General features: G+C 41.1%; 20 protein-coding genes and 1 riboswitch. Of the genes, 14 read left to right on the plus strand and 6 right to left on the minus strand.

Features of this window, described 5'->3' with window-relative positions:
* On the minus strand, positions 1–530 hold a 530-nt coding region (locus CF394_RS13570), incomplete at its 3' end, for a helix-turn-helix domain-containing protein (RefSeq protein WP_165767571.1).
* Between the two features lie 177 nt (positions 531–707).
* On the opposite strand from CF394_RS13570, the gene CF394_RS13575 reads away from it, so the two are divergent.
* The 5 genes from CF394_RS13575 (at position 708) to CF394_RS13595 (ending at position 5,531) form a co-directional block, all read left to right on the plus strand.
* Positions 708–1,523 carry an abortive infection family protein gene (locus CF394_RS13575; RefSeq protein WP_207761735.1) on the plus strand — a complete coding sequence of 272 codons (816 nt, stop codon included), beginning with the start codon at positions 708–710 and terminating at the stop codon, positions 1,521–1,523.
* A 19-nt stretch (positions 1,524–1,542) separates the two neighbouring features.
* Complete coding sequence (locus tag CF394_RS13580) at positions 1,543–2,358, plus strand: HNH endonuclease (RefSeq protein ID WP_094944313.1); 816 nt, start codon at positions 1,543–1,545, stop codon at positions 2,356–2,358.
* A gap of 29 nt (positions 2,359–2,387) precedes the next feature.
* Positions 2,388–3,119 carry a hypothetical protein gene (locus CF394_RS13585; RefSeq protein WP_094944315.1) on the plus strand — a complete coding sequence of 244 codons (732 nt, stop codon included), beginning with the start codon at positions 2,388–2,390 and terminating at the stop codon, positions 3,117–3,119.
* Positions 3,120–3,243: 124 nt separating this feature from the next.
* Entirely contained in the window at positions 3,244–3,810 is a 567-nt protein-coding gene (locus CF394_RS13590; protein ID WP_094944316.1) for a DUF5067 domain-containing protein, read from the plus strand.
* A gap of 653 nt (positions 3,811–4,463) precedes the next feature.
* Positions 4,464–5,531, plus strand: coding sequence for a DmpA family aminopeptidase (locus CF394_RS13595; RefSeq protein WP_094944318.1), 1,068 nt, complete (start codon positions 4,464–4,466; stop codon positions 5,529–5,531).
* Positions 5,532–5,790: 259 nt separating this feature from the next.
* Here CF394_RS13595 and CF394_RS13600 read toward each other — a convergent pair whose 3' ends face one another.
* The gene (locus CF394_RS13600) at positions 5,791–6,510 is read right to left on the minus strand and encodes a 3-ketoacyl-ACP reductase (protein ID WP_094944319.1); all 720 of its coding nucleotides are present in this window, start codon (positions 6,508–6,510) and stop codon (positions 5,791–5,793) included.
* Positions 6,511–6,906: 396 nt separating this feature from the next.
* Here CF394_RS13600 and CF394_RS13605 point away from each other — a divergent pair, with 396 nt between their 5' ends.
* On the plus strand, positions 6,907–7,059 hold the full coding sequence (locus CF394_RS13605; protein WP_094944321.1) for an alcohol dehydrogenase: 153 nt from the start codon (positions 6,907–6,909) through the stop codon (positions 7,057–7,059).
* 262 nt (positions 7,060–7,321) lie between these two features.
* Complete coding sequence (locus tag CF394_RS13610) at positions 7,322–8,635, plus strand: PQQ-dependent sugar dehydrogenase (protein ID WP_094944322.1); 1,314 nt, start codon at positions 7,322–7,324, stop codon at positions 8,633–8,635.
* Between the two features lie 372 nt (positions 8,636–9,007).
* On the opposite strand, the gene CF394_RS13615 is transcribed toward CF394_RS13610, so the two are convergent.
* Complete coding sequence (locus CF394_RS13615) at positions 9,008–10,222, minus strand: NAD(P)/FAD-dependent oxidoreductase (RefSeq protein WP_094944324.1); 1,215 nt, start codon at positions 10,220–10,222, stop codon at positions 9,008–9,010.
* Positions 10,223–10,312: 90 nt separating this feature from the next.
* Between CF394_RS13615 and CF394_RS13620 the strand changes: the two genes are divergently transcribed.
* The gene (locus CF394_RS13620; protein ID WP_094944326.1) at positions 10,313–11,179 is read left to right on the plus strand and encodes a 5'-3' exonuclease; all 867 of its coding nucleotides are present in this window, start codon (positions 10,313–10,315) and stop codon (positions 11,177–11,179) included.
* Here the strand turns inward: CF394_RS13620 and CF394_RS13625 are convergent.
* Genes CF394_RS13625 through CF394_RS13635 form a run of 3 tightly spaced genes read right to left on the minus strand, consistent with a single transcriptional unit; the run spans position 11,171 to position 12,521 of the window.
* Positions 11,171–11,677 carry a C39 family peptidase gene (locus CF394_RS13625; RefSeq protein ID WP_094944328.1) on the minus strand — a complete coding sequence of 169 codons (507 nt, stop codon included), beginning with the start codon at positions 11,675–11,677 and terminating at the stop codon, positions 11,171–11,173. The two genes, CF394_RS13620 and CF394_RS13625, sit on opposite strands and share 9 nt — an antisense overlap.
* Positions 11,678–11,731: 54 nt before the next feature.
* On the minus strand, positions 11,732–12,190 hold the full coding sequence (locus tag CF394_RS13630; protein WP_094944329.1) for an STAS domain-containing protein: 459 nt from the start codon (positions 12,188–12,190) through the stop codon (positions 11,732–11,734).
* A gap of 10 nt (positions 12,191–12,200) precedes the next feature.
* A complete protein-coding gene (locus tag CF394_RS13635) occupies positions 12,201–12,521 on the minus strand; it encodes a thioredoxin family protein (protein WP_094944331.1) in 321 nt (106 codons plus the stop codon).
* A gap of 162 nt (positions 12,522–12,683) precedes the next feature.
* Here CF394_RS13635 and CF394_RS13640 point away from each other — a divergent pair, with 162 nt between their 5' ends.
* From CF394_RS13640 to CF394_RS13665, 6 genes are all read left to right on the plus strand, one after another.
* On the plus strand, positions 12,684–15,068 hold the full coding sequence (locus tag CF394_RS13640; protein ID WP_094944332.1) for a 3-hydroxyacyl-CoA dehydrogenase/enoyl-CoA hydratase family protein: 2,385 nt from the start codon (positions 12,684–12,686) through the stop codon (positions 15,066–15,068).
* 26 nt (positions 15,069–15,094) lie between these two features.
* The gene (locus CF394_RS13645; protein WP_094944334.1) at positions 15,095–16,267 is read left to right on the plus strand and encodes an acetyl-CoA C-acetyltransferase; all 1,173 of its coding nucleotides are present in this window, start codon (positions 15,095–15,097) and stop codon (positions 16,265–16,267) included.
* Between the two features lie 15 nt (positions 16,268–16,282).
* Complete coding sequence (locus tag CF394_RS13650) at positions 16,283–18,055, plus strand: acyl-CoA dehydrogenase FadE (RefSeq protein WP_094944335.1); 1,773 nt, start codon at positions 16,283–16,285, stop codon at positions 18,053–18,055.
* A 92-nt stretch (positions 18,056–18,147) separates the two neighbouring features.
* Positions 18,148–18,507 carry an arsenate reductase family protein gene (locus tag CF394_RS13655; RefSeq protein ID WP_094944337.1) on the plus strand — a complete coding sequence of 120 codons (360 nt, stop codon included), beginning with the start codon at positions 18,148–18,150 and terminating at the stop codon, positions 18,505–18,507.
* A 70-nt stretch (positions 18,508–18,577) separates the two neighbouring features.
* Complete coding sequence (gene gcvH, locus CF394_RS13660; RefSeq protein WP_094944338.1) at positions 18,578–18,955, plus strand: glycine cleavage system protein GcvH; 378 nt, start codon at positions 18,578–18,580, stop codon at positions 18,953–18,955.
* Between the two features lie 380 nt (positions 18,956–19,335).
* Positions 19,336–19,635: a thioredoxin family protein gene (locus tag CF394_RS13665; protein WP_094944340.1), complete on the plus strand. Its 300-nt coding sequence runs from the start codon at positions 19,336–19,338 to the stop codon at positions 19,633–19,635.
* 66 nt (positions 19,636–19,701) lie between these two features.
* Positions 19,702–19,806: riboswitch (SAM riboswitch) on the plus strand.
* The last annotated feature ends 160 nt before the right edge of the window (positions 19,807–19,966 follow it).

Here is a 19,966-nt window from a genome sequence, read left to right on the forward strand (position 1 = left end):
ATAGAAAGGACGCACCCAGATTTCGCATCAATGACCACTGTCGCGTAATGATGACCTTTGCGCGTAGCGAACTCATCGACCAAGACATGCTTTGCCGTTTTAGTCTCCAACTGGCTCGAAGCGTATTGATAGAACCACCTTTCAACGGTCGTGTACGGAACACCATATTCACGTGAGACATCAGAGATTGTCCTGCCATGACAACGTTTTGCTATCTCCACTCTATAATGTCTGGTTGAAGAACGAACAATGCCTAAACCAAAGTCATGAACAAACGTGATACCACATTTTTTACATACCTGGCGTGGGACATCTATCTCGATCCAGATCGTCCCTACGCCCCAGGCGTAGGAATGTCTAAAACGGCGACGTTCCTTTGAGTGGCGGACTGTCTGATTTGAACAGACAACACATGGGACTTGACGGTTCAGCGCAGAAATTCGAAACACGTTTGGTTCGGTGTCGGATGACGGATGAATTTTAAAAAATGATGGAAGTGGAAGGACTAATTTGATAAACTGTTGGGACAAGGCGAAAACTCCTATCGTGGTTTGTCTAGACAACAATTACGATACAGGTGTTTTCGCTTTTTTTCTATTTATTTACATTCTCAAATCAACTTAATGTCAACCACGACTTATGGTGATGAACCATTTTTTTGTAATAATTTTAATTATATGTTGGAGATAGAGATTGGAGGAGTACTGTTGCTAAATAAACGGACGATCCACACTTTTTATGACTTACTAACAGGCTACGGCACACTTGCAACAATTCAAAAGCTCTTTGAATGTGAATACATTTTTGAAGCTGAAAATCATGTTTCCACTTTAAGTGGGCAAAGACGTTCACTTGCTGACTCTTACGTTTCTTCGATTAATTTAAATAATCCTAGCGATCTACGAAAATTGTTCAATGTAATCGAAATGTTCTACCTCGAAAATGAAGAAAATGAATACTTTCAAAACGATACAACTTGGAAGCAATTTGTAAAGTTGTTAGAACGCGACGGCTATACTTTTGTAAATGGGAAGGTTCAATATGAAAATACTACATTCATTCCACATGAACTCGAGAGCTTCACTGGGGAGTACAACATTCAACACGTTGAGAATGATTGGAATAGAGCTTTAAGTCAAGCAAAGACTGATCCAGAAGACGCAATAACTGCAACAAGAGCGATGGTTGAAAGTACATTGAAATGGATTCTAGACGACATTGGAAAAGAATATAAAGAAACGGACAACTTGAGCCAATTATATAAGAAGGTTGCTCAATTGCTTCATATGTCTCCAGACCAACATGGTGAAGAAATTTTTAGACAGGTTCTTGGTTCAATTAATGGGGTTGTAACAGGACTTGGAGCATTGAGAAATGCTTACGGTGACTCACACGGTAAGGGGAAAATCTATTATAAGCCAAGTGAACGACACGCAAAATTTGCAATCAATTTGAGTGGAACACTTTGCATTTACCTTCTAGAGACATACTTGGGTAGTAGAAAGACTCCTTCAACTAAGTGAGCAAAGAGGTGAGGAATTAATGGCAGCAAAAGACGAACATTTAGCTCTCAGTTCTGGTATTGGTTTGGCAGGATTAGCAGTTTCGAATTTTGGGGATTATAGTTTAGAAGCATTTTATTGTTACAAAGACGATATTATTGAGAGTCTGGTTAAACCAAATAGAATGACGGCAATTCATTACTATTTGTATTTTTTTCAAGACATTGAAGATGAATTGGACAGAATATATAAAAACGTCGACGAGCTAGAATGGATTTATAATTTCATGGTGAGAACACTTGAAGGAGTAAATTTGCAGCCAAACATACCAACTCCCGTCTTTGAAAGTTGTAAAGACGAATTTCATGAAGAATGCAATTGTAGAGATATTGTTGAACAGCTCATGGTCTACATAAATGAACACCAAGACCAAATTGATGAACTGATCGTTCACGCAGCATTTCAATTTATTTTTCAGGATAGAAAGTTCTTGCATGATTTTCATTTGGAGCTTTCTGCATTTATTCAAAAACACATCGACGAAATTGAAAAGCAATATCCAGAGTATGTTACAAGCAAGAAACGGATTAAACGAGTCTACTTTCCGAAATGGTTGACCGAAGCTGTTTTTTATCGAGACAAAGGAACTTGCTCAAATCCAGAATGTCGTTGTGACCTTTCCAACTTGATCAGGACACAAAATACAAAGCACATTGACCATATTGTTCCATTGGACTTGTATGGCAGCAATGACGCTTCAAACTTTCAGTTGTTATGTCAACCATGTAACACTTCAAAAGGAGCAAGGTCGACTGCGAGTAGTTCGGTAAATGCACCGTATTGGAATTTTAGATAAGCCAGATAAAGTGTAAGGAGGGAGAAAGTATGAGCGAACAGGTTCAGTTAAACGTGTGGTTATCTAAACATAAAAGAGAGCAATTCATTTTAATTTATAAAAAATTGCAAGAAAAGTTCGGTACAACAATGGAGACCCTTTTTAAAGATATTGAAGGTTCTACAAATGATTATAAAGAAAGATTGGTTGAAGAGTACGGAACTGCCTACGATTATGAAATCGTTGACCCTAGTCACATTTTTGAACAAATTGAAATGGAATCTTACGAGTATTACAAAGCTGAAAAACTCATGGAATACAATTTTCAATTATCGTTGTTGGCAACAGCATATCAAATTTTTGAACAGCAATTGAGAGGATTTATATATTCGGAACTTAACCATAGTACAAGTCCGATAAGAACTAAAGAGGAATTTTCTAAGTTTGGTTTTAATATGGGTCAAATAAAAGAAGCGTATGGCTTTTTAAATTACGATTTGATAAAGGCTCCCCAATGGGAGGCGGTAGAACTATTAGCTGATCTTGTGAACACATACAAGCACGGAGACGGACGTTCTGCTACTAGGCTGTATAATAAGAACCCAGACTTATTCTTAAAAGGTTATTTTGGTAACGAGAAAATTATGGACGTTGAGCTAACAACCAACGGTCAAATTGTTTTCGATATTGAGAAGGTTGGTTTTGAGGAATACATAAAAGCATTAATTGGGTTTTGGGAAGACTTTCCCGAATACTTAAATCCGGTTGTGACAAATGATTAAGTGTAAAACGATTTTCTATAATAATGTCCCCCAATTACTAGTGATATAAACGAAGTTTAATACTTTTCTTTACTCTACAATTATTTAACTTATAATGATAAGTAAGGAAAAGGAGGATATATTTATGAAAAATAGTTTATTTTTATTGTTCATTGTACTTCTATTAACAGCTTGTGGCAGTCAAGATGCAACTAATGACAAAGAAACAAAAGGAACAGAAGAAGTGGCTGCAGAAATTGATAAGGAAAAGGAAGAGGAAAATATTAAGGTCGACGAGGACGTTTACTTTAAAGATAATGAAGCTAAATTAAATGATATAAAGATTAACATTACTGAAACAAAAATTATTAATCCTGGCGATCCAGGAAATGAATATGGAGAAAAACCAGCATTCGCTATCTGGTATGAAACGACAAATCTAAGTGACAAAGATATCGATCCAATGACTGCTTGGATTGTTGTGTTTACTGCTATTCAAGATAACGATCCTAACGCTATTAATGAGTTAAATGTTGGGATGTTACCAGATGATAGCTTTTTAGATTCTCAAATGGAGTCGATTAAGAAGAACGGCACAGTAAAAAATGCGATTGCTTATGAGTTAGATGATTTAGAAACTCCAGTTACATTAGTTGCTAATCAAGGTGTTGGTGGAGAAGAATTAGGTAGACAAGATTTTAATGTAAAATAATAACTAGCCAACTCCATTTAGCTTGGTGGTTTTGATTTTTTCAAAAACACCTCTTAATTAGGCGCCTTTCCTAAAACAATTTCGGCACTACTGCCTATTCAGTAAAAATATAATTTTATGCATCATTCCTATGTTGTTAGGGGAGTAGTTATTAGGACAGTATCCATTCTTTCAGCATATAGATTTTGTGTAAAAAATGGTACCTGTGCACCGTTCAATTCATTACAATTCTATAATTACCCAGACGACATTGATATATTAAGGTCGTTTTCGTATGACAAAACAAATGTCGTTCATAAATGATTCTACCTGTCAGCGGATCAAATCAGAAATACACTACAAATGAATAGATATCCAATTAGGTCTTTGCCTTTGTAGAGGTCTTTGAGTATTCATGAATTATGATTGAATTGTTTGGGTGACAGGTACTAAAAGAATTTCATTAAATAAACCGCAAGTACAGAAGCTCGGGTGTTGAAGTTTCTGGAAGCGGGTTCAAATCTCGCCGTCTTAAGTTTTCAGTAGTCCGAGTGGCTGTGATGAATGGTTTTATAAAAAGAAGGACATCTAGCAAAAGGCTACCTCTTGTTAGGTGTCCTTTTTTACTTTACGCTAGTAAATAAAAGCTAAAGCCTAATTGAAGGGATGATGAAATGTTCAACCAGAAACGAATCAGAGACTATGGAGTAGTAATTGGAAAGTTAAAGACCGGCTTACTAAACGCAATAACTGATGTACAAGGCGTCAGGGTTGGGCACGCTACACTCAGTGACAAAGATGTACAAACTGGTGTGACAGCCATTATTCCTCATCAAGACAATATCTTTGAAAATAAGTTGATTGCTTCGAGTCATGTGATCAATGGTTTTGGGAAAACGATGGGGACCATTCAAATCTCGGAGTTAGGCACATTAGAGTCTCCGATTATATTGACGAATACATTAAGTATTGGAGTAGCTGCTGATACATTAATAAATTATATGTTAGAAAGAAATCCTGAGATCGGAAAAACTACGGGCACAATCAATCCTGTGATCGGTGAATGCAACGATATGTTCTTGAATGACATAAGAGCGAAATCAGTTAAACCGGAACATATTCTTCAAGCACTTGAAAATGCCTCTTCTGAATTTGAAGAAGGTTCGGTTGGAGCGGGAACTGGAATGCTCTGTTATTCGTTAAAAGGTGGGATTGGTTCTTCTTCTCGAATAATGGAGATGAGTCATGGAACCTACTCGATGGGTGTTTTGGTGCTTTCGAACTTTGGCATTCTAAGTGATTTATTGGTAAAGGGTAAAGCTGTTGGTGAAGAACTGAAAGCTGCCATAGAAGACTCGTATAAAGAAGAAGACAAGGGCTCTATTATGATTATCGTAGCTACGGACCTTCCTGTTTCCGAAAGACAGCTCAATCGAATTATTAAAAGATCGGTTACAGGCCTATCTAGAACAGGCTCTATCATCACTCACGGAAGTGGGGAAATCGTTTTAGGGTTTTCCACAGCAACCAAAATTCCACACTATAAGCTTGAAAAACTACTGGAAATTCCTCAAGTTCACGAAGAAGATTTGGATTTGGCATTCAGAGCGGTTGGAGAAGCTACAGAAGAAGCGGTTTTAAATTCGTTAGTGACTGCTGAAGCGGTTGTTGGGCGAGATGGCAATCATAGACCAGCATTTAGAGATTTAATTGATGAGTTTGGCATTTCACTCACGAACTAGTGATTGCATATGTGTCCAAAAGTGATGAATTCAGTTATCTAAGAAACGATGTGAAGTCATTAAAAGGTGCTTGTCCCCAAAACAAATCCGGAATTCAAGACTATTCAATAGGTATACAAATCGAAGCCGCAATGGATCAACAAAAGAACTTATCTCTCGCCCAAACCAAAAAAACGGCACTTCCTTTTCGGAAATGCCGTTTCTATTTCTATTAAACCAAGTCAATTTATATCATCATGGGTAGGCTTACTTATTCCGTTCAAGACGGGTTTGTCGACCAGAGTCCTGCACTTTTTACGAAAACGCGTGGGTGCAGTTTCAAGCTTGCGACAATTAAGTCAGCGAGATCTTCTGGATGCATGACGCGTTCCACATCACCAGTAATCAAGTTAGACTCTTGCGCAAGGTCAGTGGCCACGGTACTTGGTGTCATAGCCGTTACGCGGATATTGTGCTTGCGTACTTCAAGGGCAAGTGATTCCGTAAGACCCAAGACTGCGAATTTCGAAGCACTGTACGCGCTCGTTACTGGAGCTCCTTTTTGCCCAGCAGATGACGAGATGTTGATGATGTCGCCTGAGCTTTGTTCAATCATGCCTGGTAGTACAGCACGCGTTGCGTTATAAACGCCCATTAAGTTAACGTCGACAATTTTCTTCCACTCTTCCGGAGACAAATCCATAAAGCCTCCAAATTTTGCGATACCCGCGTTGTTAATCAGAATATCAATTGCGCCAAGTTCACTTTTGAGTTGTTCGATTGCTTGCTCGATTGCAGCAAGATCCGTCACGTCTGCAGAAGCAGTCGCTACTAGGACACCAGTATCTTTCAGTTCATTCGCCACATTATCTAAATTTTCTTGATTCAAACCGATTAAACCGACATTGACTCCTTCATTAGCAAGCGCTATGGCTGTTGCACGGCCAATACCGCGTCCGCCGCCTGTAATGATCGCTGTCTTTCCTTTGATTGTTTCCATCGTAACACTCCTCATTGTGGGGATAATAGTTTCCACCTTAATCTACTTTTTTATTATCGATGATTTCTAGAAGAAATGCATGTATAGTGACTTAACGAAACTTTTGTAATGGTAAAAGAAACTATCTCTGAATAAAGTACCTATAAAAGTCCCAAAAACAATTCCGACATTCATGATTATTCATTAGATATACATTTCGTGACTACTTTTTTGTGGGACAGGCACCAAATGACACGCGACACATGACATGACCCTGTTCGGGATTCACTTTTTACATATCGAGTATGTGATAACTGAAAAGACTAACAATAGGGAGAGCCCTGTACTTTAGTGGCTAAAAATGGTTTACTAGAAGGATAGAGCAAATTCTTTTTAAGTTAAAAGTAGGTGACCACAATGGGAAAATATCAATTAGACGATAAAAGTAAAGTATTAGCTAATAAATATCAAGACGGGAAACGACCAGCTGTTTCGAACAAAAAAGAGAAGTTGGATCAGATTCGTGAGGCTTTTTTGAAAAAGAAGCAAGAGAAACAAGATAAGCACTAATAGACATCTTTGACCAGCTCTTTAGAGAGTTGGTTTTTTTATTTAGTAATGTTTATATCTTACCTAACATTTTTAGCAATTTAATATGAACATAAGCAAAATATTATTTGTTCGAGCATAATTATGATATCTTTAATTCAAAGCAGTTATTCAGCTTCATTTAGGGTATAGAACTTTGAACAAGTTTTAAGTTTCAATCTTTAGTACATGGGATTGGAATTAGTATCATCAAAAACTATTTTAGAATAGGGGAGGCAAAACAATGACAAAAGTTTCGTGGTCAAGATTCATACTCTTTGCAATGCTGTTCTTCTTGCTAACTTTAGCAGCATGTAGTAATGAAGAGACATCAGACGAACAACCAATGGATGAATCAGGTACTACTACAGAGGAAAGCGTTGATGAGGAGACTGAGGAAACGGATGAAACAGCAGCTACACCTGCAGAAACTGAACCGAAAGTTACCGAATTTGAACCAGCGTTCCCAGAACAAACTAGAGCACCAGCAGTAGAGACGGAAACGGAACTAGATGTGGAAATTATTGCTGAGGGACTTGGTATCTCATGGGGTATGGACGAATTTGAACCAAATCGCATACTTATGACGCAACGAGATAGAGCAGAACTTCTGATTGTAAACCTTGATGAAGGTTCTGTTTCAGATCCAATCGAAGGAACACCGGAAGTAAATAACGCAGGTCAAGGTGGTCTACTTGATGTTGCCGTTGCACCTGATTTTGACGAATCAAGACTAGTCTTCTTGACGTTTTCTCAAAATCTTGACGGTGGTACTGTCACAGCTCTAGGGAAAGGTGTTTTATCAGAAGATGAAACTGCGCTTGAAGATTTTGAAGTGATCTTCCAAGCAACACCAGCCTACGAGGGAGATTTACACTATGGTGGACGTATTATCTTTGATGATGCGGGCAACTTATTCTTAACAACGGGTGAGCGTTCAGATGACCCGATTCGTGAACGCGCTCAAGACTTAGATGCCTATTTAGGTAAAGTCATTCACATTACACAAGATGGCGAACCAGTAGAATCGAATCCATTTATGGATGATGAAAACGCTCTAGGTGGTATTTACAGCTATGGTCACCGTAATATTCAAGGTATAGACTTTAACCCTGCAACTGGAGACTTATGGATTGTTGAATTTGGTCCACAAGCTGGGGATGAATTGAACATCATCAAACCAGGAAATAACTACGGATGGCCAATCGTTTCTTATGGTATCGAGTATTCTGGTGAATTAATCAATGAAGGGATTTCTGAACACGAAGCGCAAGGCTTTGTGGAGCCTGTGTATTATTGGGATCCAACAAGTGCGCCAAGTGGTATGTCATTCTACGATAACACTGCCATTCCTGAATGGAAAAACAACTTGTTCATCGGTGGTTTAGCATCGAGCTATATTGCTCGTGTCGTTATTGAAGATGACATCATTGTTGGAGAAGAGCGTCTATTATCTGATGAAGGTCAACGTTTCCGTGACATTCTTGTAACAGAGGATGGGGCACTTATCGCCATCACTGACGGTGGTTCGATTTACAAAATCACTGCAGCAGAATAAAGACTCATATCTAAGTAGAGATCTCTTCGGGGGTCTCTATTTTTGTATGATGCATAGTTACATAGTATGTAAGTTTCACCTGAGAAGCTCCTTTCCAAGGGGAGAACCTCGGAGCGCTCCTGCTATTTACGAAGAAGAAAATTAGACCGAATGAAACAGAGCATGACGGTGGCTGCTATGAAAGAGCGAGATTACCATATTTATTTTTCATCCTCATAATTTGTCCCAACGCACAGATCAAGGACGGCAAGATCTTGAAGAAATCCTGAAGCATTTTTGGTATTTACAGCGCACATTTGGGATTGAATCAAATACAATACGGGAGTATTTAAAAAGGACCAGTCGATTGACTGGCCCTCCCATTGTTTCTTATTACCGCACTCCGTATTTCCGCTCAAGTTGTACAATTTCTGCGTCCGCATTCGGTTTCCCGTTTATTAAATCGAGGAGTAGTCCAGATCCCAGCATGCTGTAGACCGTTCCATTCCCACCGTAGCCGAGCAAGTAATAGTGGTTAGCTTTTGTCGGGTGTTCTCCTATGAACGGAAGGTTGTCGATGGATTCACCGAAGCTAGCTGCGTAGCACGCATTGATTTCAAACTTTTGATTGGGGAACAACTCACTTAGTGCTTCAAGTAGTCGCTCGCCTCGCTCTTCAATCAACTCGTCAGAGAATGGAGCTTCTGGTTTGTCTTCATCAAGGCCACCCACTACCACCGCATTTTCTTCTGTGAGTCTCAAGTAAAGATAAGGGCGCTTCGTTTCCCAAATCAACGCTCGTTCATACCACTCGGGAATCGATTCCACAGGCTTCGTCGCAATTGCGTAGGAGCGATTGATATCTGCTCCAATCCGTTTGCCGACAGGAACAGTTTCATACCCCGTTGTATAGATGATAGTCGACGTTAGAAACGTGCCATTCGAAGTCCGAACGTCTAATCCGTCTGGTGTTTCAAAAACATCAGTGACTTCCGTATAAGGGAAGAGGTGACCACCTAGTTCCTCAACGTTAGTTAGAACACCTTGAACAAATTTCAATGGGTTCACTTCTGCGTCTCCGTGTGTGATGAGTGCCGCAGGCTTTGAGAATGGAAGATGTCTCTCGACTTCCGTTTTATCCCAATATTCACAAGGGAAACCATGCTGAGTTAGGGCCGCAAATTCTTTTTGGAGTTTGGCTACGTCTTCTTCTACGCTTGCATAGCAAATACTAGGTCTTCTAATAAAATCGCCATTACCAGGAATCGTAGAAGCGACTTCCTCTAACTGATCCATTGCTTCGAGACACATCTTGTAAAAGCGGACCGCTTCAGATTCTCCAATTTGATCAATCAGTTCAAACAACATGATGTCATTTGAATATTGTAAGAGTCCTGTATTCGCACTTGTGCTTCCTGTACCAAATTGCCGTTTATCTAAGACCGCTACTTTCTTACCGTCTTTTACTAATTGGTAGGCAGTTAATGAACCTGACATGCCACCTCCAACTACTACGGCATCATAGTGTTCGAATCGCTCGGGAATAGGTTGTGGCTCAAATGGGGGCGTCGTTTGAGGCCAGTAGAGGTTTCCGTTATGTATGTGCATGGTCATTCTCCTTGTCTAGTAAGATAGACTCACTATACCCATGAGATATCTTAAGTTAAACTAGAGAGAAGTAAAAAGGAGGATTCTGTTATGCAATCACCACATATATTGGTCATCGATGGGATGGCTTTGTTATTTCGCTCGTTTTTTGCTACCGCGATGTCTGGACAATTTTTCGTTAATGAACAAGGGTTGCCGACTAATGCAGTGCAAGGATTTGCAAGACACGTTTTAACAGCACGTGATATTTTTGGGCCAAGTCATGTAGTCGTCACTTGGGACAAAGGAATGCACACGTTTCGTAATGAATTATTTGATGGCTATAAAATCAACCGACCGGCGCCACCTCAAGAAATGATTCCTCAGTTCGATATGGCACAAGAACTTTCTAAGCAACTTGGTTGGGCAAATTTAGGAGTAGTCGGAATGGAAGCTGACGATACGATTGCCTCTGTGACCAAGAAGTGGCAAGGGGAAGGGAACTTCACGATTATTAGTGGGGATAAAGATCTGCTTCAATTATTAAGACCGGATGTCTCCATCGAGTTTACGAAAAAAGGATTCTCCATCTATGATTCGTATCATTTAGAGCGCTTCCGTGAAGAGTATGGAATTGAACCGCACCAATTTCCAGATGTGAAAGCGTTTATGGGGGACAGTAGTGATGGTTACCCAGGTGTTAAAGGGATTGGACCGAAGACGGCACTTCAATTAATTCAGAATTACGGAAGTGTGGATGGAGTCTTAGCTGCAAAAGAAGAATTGAAACCAGGGCAGCGAAAAAAGATAGAAGAGGCAGGAGAACTTCTTGCCATCTCTAAACAATTAGCCGTCATTCGAGATGATGTGCCAATAGAAATCTCCCTCGATCAGCTATACTGGGAGAATGCACCACATACGGCAAAAGAGTTCTGTCAGCAAAATGGATACAAACAAGTGCTCCGCCAATTACTTTGACGGAGCCAGTTTGACAAATGTTAGGACAGAGTGATTCGGACCATAAAGAATTTTCCGTAATTTACTTTCCCGGTTTGGTCCTCCATTATCGTGAACAAAAAGATAAAGCTTACCTTGCTCTACTGAATAGCCAGTCATTGGTACCCAGTGGTAAGCAAAGGTAGACTGCAGATCAAATTCGAAAGAAAAATATTTATCAAACTTGACGGCTACCGGCCGTCCTTTTTTTATTTCTTGAAGGGCTTCATGTAGCGTACAGGTTTCCGCTGTCCAGTCGGGGCCCACAAGTCGATTCAAATTCCGAACAAAGCGATGGGTGAACAACCCAATCCTAGTGCCTTTTAATAGAATATAGAGGCTGTTGACCGAGGGGGCTGGAAGGCCGATATGTTTGAGTAGTAAATGTGCAGTGGTTGGACCACAAGCTGAAGAACGTAGCATTGGTTCAATACTCTTATCGTATTGAGACATTCCTTGAAAGGACAAAACTCTCTTCATAAGATACACCTCCAAAAAAAACGTGCCTTTATCAGGGCACGTTTTATAATCCTATTATTTTAATTTCCCGTTGTCTTCATTCAATAAACCTTGAAGCGCGCTGCGAAATGACTGATACGTCTCAATCTCGACATGAACTCCAGCACGCACAATTTCTTGAATTAATTTAGGATTGAACCCCACATAGATTGGACGCATTCCCATAAGTTTTAAAGAACTGTTTAAACTTGAAATCGCTATAGCCAGTTCGTTGAAATCAAAGTTCATTACATCGTCTGTAGAGACCCCTGTATAGTCAAAAATCACATTTTCAACTTCTCGATGTTCGGCGATATAGCTAAGTACTTGCGTTTCAATATTATTGAATCGCTCTCTGTAGATATAACCGGCAACAGGTACCATAATTGTTTTTGGAACAATCGAAGGAATAATAGGAGAGGACATGTTATAGACGATCGATTTGTAATACTCGAGCTGTTCTTTTAACTCCAGTACTTCTTGTTCAGTTGTCATAATCGGTCTCCTATTCATTCACTGATTCTAAGAAATCAGTAACTTGTTGTGGAGACTTCGCATTAGCACTGTGAAGATGTGCTTTCTTTTCTCCATCTTTAAAGATCAATAGGCTTGGAATTCCCATGACTTCATATTTATCTGCGATTTCTGGTAGTTCATCACGGTTCACGTCGTACCACGTATACTGATTGTATTCTTCCACGATTGGGTCGATGAACATATCCATTCGGCGGCAATCTGGACACCAGCCAGCTTGGAATTTCACCATAACTTCTTTTCCTGAATTGATGACTTCATTAAATTGATCCACTGTCTTGATAGGTTCCATAGAGCAACTCCCTTTCTGTATGTACTCTTAGTTTACAATAAAGCCACTAAAAGACAACTTGAAAGCACTAACAATAGTATTGCGAAAATTTAAAATATGTTCTACACTAGGACTAAGGGAAAATGAATGAATATTCATTCAAAAAATGAAGGAGGCATCTCTGTGTCATATCAAATTAAAAAAGCAGCGGTCATTGGGTCCGGCGTCATGGGGTCTGGAATTGCAGCTCACTTGGCAAATAGCGGGATTGCAACGTACTTACTTGATATCGTTCCGAAAGAAGTAAATGAAGCAGATGCAAAAAAAGGATGGACAAAAGAATCGCCTGCATTTCGTAATTCTGTAGCAACAGGTGCGCTTGAAAAATTATTGAAACAAAAACCAGCGCCGTTAACATCTAAAAAGAACCTTCAATTAATTACACCAGGTAACTTAGAAGACGATTTAGAAAAACTGAAAGATGTGGACTGGATCATTGAAGTCATCGTAGAGAACTTGGAAGTGAAACAAAACTTGTTCTCTCGAATCGATGACATTCTGACTCCAGGTACAATTGTCACATCGAACACTTCCGGGATCAGCATTGAAGACATGACAAAGGGAAGAAGCGAAGCATTTGCTAGTCACTTCTTAGGAACTCATTTCTTCAACCCACCACGTTATTTGAAGCTACTTGAAGTCATTCCAGCGTCTACGACAAAACCAGAAGTCGTCGAATTCATGAAACAGTTTGGCGAAGACGTATTAGGTAAAGGTGTTGTAGTTGCGAAAGACACTCCGAACTTTATTGCAAACCGCATCGGAACTTACGGCTTACTTGTCACACTACGTGAAATGGTAGAACGCGGCTATTCAGTAGGTGAAGTGGATTCTGTAACAGGTCCTGCAATCGGTCGTCCAAAATCAGCAACGTTCCGTACATTAGATGTGGTAGGTCTCGATACATTCTTACATGTAGCGAAAAATGTCTACGACAAAACGACAGGTGAAGAACAACAAGTCTTTGATCCACCTGCATTTATGAAGCAAATGGTAGAGAACAACTGGTTAGGTGCGAAATCGGGCCAAGGTTTCTTCGTCAAAAAAGACAAAGAAATCTTTGAACTGAACACATCTACTATGGATTATGAGCCAGTAAAAAAATTGAAAACGCCTTCACTAGAACTTGCGAAGCAAGAAAAAGGTCTCGCGAACAAAGTGAAGACACTCGTTTACGCGAAAGATCGTACAGGAGAGCTTCTTTGGAACATCTTCAGTCCAGTACTTCGCTACTCTGCAGAGCTTCACGGTGAGATTGCTGATGATATCGTAGCTATTGACCAAGCAATGAAATGGGGCTTCGGCTGGCAGCAAGGACCATTCGAGACTTGGGATGCTATCGGAGTAGAAAAATCAGTGGCACGTATGAAAGAAGATGGCCACGAGATTCCAGCATTCGCTCAATCACTTCTTGATCAAGGCCATAGTTCCTTCTATAAAGAAGAAGACGGCGAATTGTACTTCTTTACAGGCTCTGATTATGCGAAAGTACCGACGAATGAAAAAGTAATTGACTTAAAGGCATATAAAAAGAAACACGGTGTCATCAAAAAGAACAGCGGGGCAAGCTTGATCGACCTTGGAGACGGCATTGCACTTTTAGAGTTCCACTCGCAGTCTAACTCGATTGGCCCAGACATTCTGCAGATGATCAACTTTGCAGTAGATGAAGTAGAAAAGAACTTCAAAGGACTTGTCATTGGGAACCAAGGCAAGAACTTCTGTGTCGGCGCAAACCTTGGCATGATCTTGATGGAAGCGCAAGATGACAACATCTTTGAACTTGATTTCATCGTTCGTATGTTCCAACAAGCGATGTTGAAAATCAAATACTCTTCGAAACCAGTTGTCGCAGCTCCATTTGGCATGACGCTAGGCGGAGGAGCAGAAGTTTGCTTACCGACTGCGCACATCCAAGCATCGACAGAGACTTATATGGGTCTTGTAGAAGCAGGTGTTGGTTTGATTCCTGGTGGCGGAGGCAACAAAGAGCTTTATATCAAGCATTTAAGCTCTCTACCAAACAACGTCAAGGTAGATTACGTGGAAGTCGCGACGACTGTGTTTGAGACGATTGCTATGGCAAAAGTATCGACATCGGGTGAAGAAGCACGTGAAAACAACTTCTTGAACCAAGCAGACGGCGTTAGCGTCAACCCGGATCACTTGATCTACGATGCGAAACAAGCGGCTTTACATTTATATGAAGCGGGCTATAAAGCACCGATTCGTCAGAAAGTTCCTGTATCTGGTGCACCAGGCTACGCAACGATGCTCGTAGGAGCGGAAGGCTTGCGCTTGTCAGGATACATCAGTGAACACGATATGAAAATTGCGAAGAAACTTGCTTATGTATTAGCAGGTGGGGAGGTTCCATACGGGACACTTGTGGATGAAGAGTATCTGCTGAACTTGGAGCGTGAGGCGTTCTTAAGTCTAGTAGCAGAACCGAAATCGCAAATGCGTATGCAACATATGCTTGTAAAAGGAAAACCACTTCGTAACTAACCGAAATCAAAAGGAGGAAACAATCCATGCGTGAAGCAGTATTAGTAGCAGGAGCCCGTACCCCTGTCGGGAAAGCAAAAAAAGGCTCGCTGGCCACGGTACGTCCTGATGATTTCGGGGCGCTAGTGGTAAAAGAAACATTACAACGAGCAGGTTATGAAGGTCCGATCGATGATTTGATCATGGGCTGTGCGATGCCTGAAGCAGAGCAAGGAATGAACGTGGCGCGCAATATCGGCGCACTTGCAGGTCTTCCGGATACGACACCAGCGATCACAATCAACCGCTTCTGTTCATCTGGTTTGCAATCCATCGCGTACGCATCTGAACGCATCATGGTCGGCCATGCTCAAGCAATCATTGCCGGCGGTGTGGAATCGATGAGTATGATTCCGATGACAGGAAATACATTGCGTTTGAACCCAATTCTTGCAGAAACAGCACCTCAGTATTACATGGGGATGGGGCACACAGCAGAGCAAGTTGCGATAAAATACGGCATCAGCCGTGAAGATCAGGATGCATTTGCTGTTGAGTCTCACAAAAAAGCAGCAGCAGCGATTGCAGCTGGTAAATTTAAAGACGAAATCGTTCCTGTAGAAGTGACTCATCACTTTGTAGACGGGAACAACAAGCAACAGACAAAAACGCGTCTATTCGAGATGGATGAAGGTGTTCGTGAAGGGACGACAGTTGAAACACTTGCGAAGCTTCGTCCAGCATTCAACGTTCGCGGTTCTGTTACTGCTGGTAATGCATCTCAAACTTCTGATGGTGCTGGAGCTTTACTAGTTATGGACCGTGAAGTAGCGGAAGCACAAGGCTTGAAGCCACTTGCAAAATTCCGTTCGTTCGCAACGGCAGGAGTTCCACCAGAAATCATGGGTATTGGGCCTGTTGAAGCGATTCCAAAAGCACTGAAGCTTGCGGGTCTTTCTATTGAAGATATCGATGTGTGGGAGTTGAATGAAGCCTTTGCGTCTCAATCTCTTCAAATCATTCGCCAGTTGAACTTGGATGTAACGAAAGTCAACATCAACGGTGGCGCGATTGCACTAGGGCATCCACTTGGAGCAACAGGTGCTATCTTAACTCTTAAAATGATCCATGAATTAAAACGTCAACAAAAGCAGTTCGGTGTAGTCACGATGTGTATCGGTGGCGGTATGGGTGCTGCAGGCGTATTTGAATTACTATAAAAGGAGGACATGAATATGTCACAAGCAGTAAAAGGCGGAGCGTTTTTAATCGAAGATTTAACAGCTGATCGTGTATTTACACCAGAGGATTTCTCTGATGAGCAAAAGATGATTGCGAAAACTACAGAGGACTATGTAAAGAACTCGGTATTGCCAGTAGTGGAAAACTTGGAGCACCATGAGTTTGAACATTCTGTACGTCTATTAAAAGAAGCTGGAGAACTAGGCTTACTTGCAGCGGATATTCCAGAAGAATATGACGGCTTAGGTTTAGATAAAGTGTCTTCAGCTTTAATCGCGGAGAAGATGTCGGTTGCAGGCGGTTTCTCAATCACTCACGGAGCACACGTAGGAATCGGTTCCTTACCAATCGTTCTTTTCGGAAACGAAGAGCAAAAGAAAAAATACCTTCCGTACTCAGCAACTGCTGAAAAGATTTTTGCTTATGCGCTGACAGAGCCAGGTTCTGGTTCAGATGCACTTGGAGCTAAAACATCTGCGAAGTTGAACGCAGCTGGTACTCACTATGTATTAAACGGTGAAAAACAATGGATCACAAATGCAGGCTTTGCGGATGTGTTCGTAGTATACGCTAAAATCGATGGCGAGCAGTTCACTGCATTCATCGTGGAAAAAGACTTCCCAGGCGTCTCTGTTGGAGCGGAAGAGAAGAAGATGGGGATCAAGTCTTCATCAACTCGTACATTGATTTTAGAAGACGCTGAAGTGCCTGTAGAGAATTTATTAGGTGAAGTAGGCCGTGGCCACGTCATTGCCTTCAACATCTTAAATATCGGTCGTTACAAGCTGGGTGTAGGTACAGTAGGTGGAGCGAAGCGTGCGCTTGAGCTTTCTATCTCTTATGCAAACCAGCGTCAGCAGTTCAAGACACCACTTTCTTCATTCAACTTGACGAAGCAGAAGCTTGCTACAATGGCTTCAAAACTTTACGCTACAGAGAGCCTAATCTACCGCACAGTAGGTTATTTTGAAGACCGTATGAACGAGCTTTCAGAAGAAGCTCAAAAAGACGGAAAAGAAATTGCTGCAGCTATCGCTGAATATGCAATCGAATGTTCGATCAACAAAGTTGTCGGTTCTGAAGTGTTGGATTACATTGCAGACGAAGCCGTTCAATTACATGGTGGTTACGGATTCATGCAAGAGTATGAAGTCGAACGTATTTACCGTGATTCACGTATCAACCGTATCTTCGAAGGTACGAATGAAATCAACCGTATGATCGTTCCTGGTACGTTCTTGAAGAAAGCTATGAAAGGTGAATTGCCATTACTTCAACAAGCTATGAAGCTTCAAGAAGAGCTTCTGATGATGATGCCAGAAGAAGTGGGCGACGAGCCACTAGCTAAAGAAAAAGTATTAGTGAAGAATGCGAAGAAGATTGGTTTACTTGCAGCAGGTCTTGCAGCACAGCGCTTTGGCGCGAAACTTGATGCAGAGCAAGAAGTTTTAGTGAACATTGCGAATATCGCTAACAATGTCTTCGCTATGGAATCTGCATTGCTTCGTTCTGAAAAAGCTTTAGACAAAGTAGGCGCTGAAAAAGCAGCTCAGAAGATCCTTTATACAGAGATCTATTGCCAAGAGGCTTTCGAAGAAATCGAAAAGTATGCTAAAGATACACTACTTGCTGCTGTTGACGGCGACAACCAGCGCATGATGCTATCGGCTCTTCGCAAGTTGACTCGCAACACACCTTACAACTTGGTGACGAAGAAACGTGAAGCTTCTGTGAAGTTAATCGACGCTGAAAAATACGTAGTATAATCAACTGGTTTCCCTGTACTTTTGTGCAGGGATTTTTCTTGTGGACGATTTCTCGGTATACTATTACTAGAGAGACTGAAGGAGGAATGGACATGGCAATTGAGATGTATGGCTATCCGAACTGTACTACGTGTAAAAAAGCGGAAAAATGGATGAAAGAACAAGGTATCGACTATACCTATCATCACATCGTAGAACAACCGCCTAGTCGAGAGCTTTTAAAGAATATGGCTGAATCGAATGGTCTGGAATTGAAAAAATTATTCAATACTAGCGGTCAAAAATACCGTGAGCTTGGCTTGAAAGACAAATTAGCTACCATGTCTGATGATGAGAAACTAGACGTCCTCACGTCAGATGGTATGTTGATCAAACGGCCGTTCACAACTGATGGCGAGAAAGTGACGGTTGGGTTTAAAGAGCCAGATTTTGAAGCTACTTGGACAAAATAAGAGCTTGTCGAAAGCTTCAAATTGTGTCACTATTAAAGAGAAAATTGCAGATGTCGAGAGGAGATTAATGATGAGTATTCCTAAAGAACTTCGTTATTCTAAAGACCATGAGTGGGTAAAGCATGAAGAGGGCACAGCAACAATCGGTATCACAGATTTCGCACAGTCTGAGCTAGGGGACATCGTATTCGTTGAACTTCCAGCGGTAGGCGACGAAATCAAAGCAGGTGACGCATTCGGTAGCGTGGAATCCGTTAAGACGGTTTCAGAGCTTTATGCACCGATCAGCGGTAAAGTAGTAGCGGTGAACGAATCCTTAGAAGACAGCCCGGAGTTCGTCAACGAATCTCCTTACGAAAATGCATGGATGGTGAAAGTAGAGCCAACAGACTCTGCTGAAACGGATGCATTGTTAACTGCAGAACAGTACGAAGAATTAATTAGCTAATTAGAAGATGTAACAGAATCGGACTAGGGGTTTCTCTTAATTGAGAAACTCCTTTTTAAGTTGTATCGCGTGTAGGGGAAGCGTTCCGCGGGCGCGGGCTGAGCCAAATCGAGTTGCGAACGCCAGAAATCCCCATCAAAACCATTCACCCCAACCGAGGCAAAGAGCGCCTCACTTGGTGCGCCTGGTTTTGATGAAATTTCTAGAGTGGCGTTCTTCACATCTTAGAAAAGGTCTCAGCTTCCGCTTTTAATCCCGCTGGAGTCACCCCTACACGCTTTTTATTCAACTACTAAAACTTAATTGATTGTGTTTCAGCTTTTTTCTTGAGATTGTGGAGAAGATTTGCTACCTTAGGCAAGTAAAGGTGGAGAACGAACATGAAAGAAATCACATATACAGAGTGGCAAGAAAGACGTTATTCGCTGCTTTACATCTACACACCGATGTGCGGCACCTGCCAAGTCGCGTCTAAAATGTTAAGTGTCTGTGAGCAGTTGATTGATGAAGAGATTCCTCAGATCAATGCAAACTACGCACCAGAGCTCATGCATGAACATCAGATAGAAAGTGTGCCTTGTTTATTGATTCAAAAAGGCGAAGAACCTATTGAGAAGATCTATGCATTTCAGTCTGTACCTTACTTACTAGAAAAAATAAAAAATTATTATAGAAACTAGTTGACGCTATAAAATAGCTATGATACTATTCGATTACTGACAACAATACTAATTGAATATGCGTCGCTCTTATAAAGAGAGGTGGAGGGAAGTGCCCTATGAAGCCCGGCAACCGTCACGAAAGTGAAATGGTGCCAAGTCACGCAAAGCTAGCGCTTTGAGAGATGAGAGAATGGATATCCGTTGATAAAACGATGACCCTTTCTGTCTGTGCGCAGAAAGGGTCTTTTTTGTTTTAGATGTGGAGAACGCTCGCCCAGAAACCCGGAGCTAATCCGGGGGCTCCATAAATGCGTACTTTGCATTTCTGGAGGTCACGGATTTGTGGAGT

The organism is Tetzosporium hominis (assembly GCF_002265435.1).
Taxonomy (GTDB): domain Bacteria; phylum Bacillota; class Bacilli; order Bacillales_A; family Planococcaceae; genus Chryseomicrobium; species Chryseomicrobium hominis.